Origin of the sequence: Actinosynnema sp. NPDC023658 (assembly GCF_040639995.1) — a bacterium.
GTDB lineage: Bacteria > Actinomycetota > Actinomycetes > Mycobacteriales > Pseudonocardiaceae > Actinosynnema.
Genome location: NZ_JBFAAX010000906.1, coordinates 1 through 2,204, shown reverse-complemented (window position 1 = coordinate 2,204; position 2,204 = coordinate 1). Strand labels below are relative to the sequence as shown.

Genomic DNA, 2,204 nt, shown 5'->3' with positions numbered 1-2,204 from the left:
CGTCGCGCATCCGCGCGAGCCCGGTGGCGGGCGCGGCGACCAGCAGCACGTCCGGCGCGAGCTCGGCCGGGGTCGGTCGGCGGGTGGACAGCCCGGTCAGCCGCCCCTCCACCAACCCGTAGACGCCGCCGCAGCCGACCAGGCGTTGTTCCAGCGCACGCGCCTCGGCGGGCTGGGTCACGTCGGACACCAGGCAGTGGTAGCGCCCGTCGGGTGACAGGCCCGCGCGCCGCAGCTCCTCCGGTGCCGGTGGCGTGCCGTCGCCGTGCAGGAGCAGTCGTCGCAGCAGGTGGGTGTTGGCGTCGCGGTTGGTGCGGGACAGTTCGAGCTCGGCGGTGTGGTAGCCGTTGATCACGTGCCGCTCCAGCGCCCCGGTGTAGCGGTCGAGGTCGACCAGGCCCTCCAGGAGCACCTGGTCGGGCACGCCCGCGTCCCGGCTCAGGGCGATGGCGATCTTCATCGCCCGCGTGCGGCCCGCCTGGACGCCGCGCAGCAGGCCGTCGATGGAGATGCCCTGTGCGGCCCGGTCCGCGCCCAGCGCCTGCGCGGCCTCGAAGTCCTGCGCCTCCGGTTCGTCGGACCGCTCGAAGAAGTCCAGGCCCGTGGCGAGGAGTACCTCGACGTGCCGCCGGTTCTCCGCCTCCGGCAGGCGGGCCACCTCCGGTGACCGGTCGCGGGCGGCGCGGACCAGTTCCTCGACGACGCCCCGGTCGGTCGCCATGGCCCTGAGCACCTGCCTGAGCAGGCGACCGCGGTCGTGTGCTGCCGACACCCCGTCCTCCTCCCACCGCGACGTTGTGGCAGTGGCATAACGAGCGCCCGACTCGTTGGGCACCGGCCCCTACCGCGGGTGCGCCGCGAGCCGGTACCTATTGCCTACCGAACGGTAACAGTCCGTCGGCGCGTCGAGCGGTCGCGAGTTCGAAGAATGGCGTGCACGAATCAACCCTGCACGGATGTGACAATTCCGCATCCGGTTTGGAGCTGTTGTGGACAAGAAATCCGTGGCGAAAGGGCGGAGGCGCGTTCGCCGCACGCGCGTGCTCGGCGTCCTGACCGCGTGTGCCCTGGTCGCCGCCCTGAACCCGGCGGCCGTCGCCGCCCCGCCCGAGAGCACGGCGTTGCGCGAGGTGATGTTCGTCGGCAACAACTGGGACGGCACCGCCGACGTGATCGCCTCCGGTGGTGATTTCGCGCGAATCGGCCGGGTGAACATCATCCCGGACCGCGAGCAGCGGTTGTGGGAGATCTACCTCAACCCGATCAGGCTCGCTTTCTTCCTCGGCATCCGGTCCGGTCCCGGTGAGGGCCACGACCAGTTCGTCGACGACATGTACACGACTCCCGACGGCCGTGCCGTGGTCGCCTCACGCCCGAGCTTCGCCGACGTGGTGTCGATCGACCTGGCCACCGGCCGGGTGAACTGGCGCTTCCCGGTGTCGGGCTTCCGCTCCGACCACATGGCCGTCTCGCCCGACGGGCGTCGGGTCGCGGTGTCCGCCTCGACGTCGAACACGGTGCACGTGCTCGACATCGAGACCGGCCGCCAGGTCGGCTCGTTCGCCACCGGTGACAAGCCGCACGAGAACGTCTTCACCGAGGACGGCAAGTACCTGTGGAACATGTCGATCGGTGAGGTCAACACCGACCTGGACGACCCGGCGTTGGACTTCACCAAGGGCGACCGGCGCATCACGGTCGTGGACGCGGCGACGTTCCGCCAGGTCAAGGTGATCGACATGCGGACTCGGCTGGACGCGTTCGGCCGCTCGGACCTGTCCGACGCCGTGCGGCCGGTGGCGTTCACGCCCGACGAGTCGAAGCTGTACTTCCAGGTGTCGTTCTTCAACGGGTTCCTGGAGTACGACGTCACCGCCGACCGCGTCACGCGGGTGAAGGAGCTGCCGAAGAACCCCGCCACCAGCGAGGACCGCACCACCTGGGTCAACGACTCCCGCCACCACGGCATGTCGATGAGCCCGGCGGGGGACAAGCTGTGCATCGCCGGGACCATGGACGACTACGCCGTGGTCGTGGACCGGGCGACGCTGCGGGAAGGGCCGCTCGTGCCCGCGTCCAAGCCGTACTGGGCGACGGTGAGCGGTGACGGGCGCAGCTGCGTGATCTCGGAGAGCGGTGCCGACCGGGTCACCGCGATCGACTTCGCCACCGGCCGCAAGGTCGCCTCGGTGTCGGTCGGTGAC

Annotated in this window: 2 protein-coding genes; one reads left to right on the top strand and one right to left on the bottom strand. The window is 70.6% G+C overall.

Going from position 1 to position 2,204, the window contains the following annotated elements; translation table 11 throughout:
* A partial coding sequence (locus AB0G02_RS36235) for a PucR family transcriptional regulator (protein ID WP_360803810.1) occupies nt 1-772 on the bottom strand: 772 nt, incomplete at its 3' end.
* 361 nt (nt 773-1,133) lie between these two features.
* Between AB0G02_RS36235 and AB0G02_RS36230 the strand changes: the two genes are divergently transcribed.
* Nucleotides 1,134-2,204 (top strand): YncE family protein (locus tag AB0G02_RS36230; protein WP_360803813.1); only part of this gene is annotated, 1,071 nt, incomplete at its 3' end.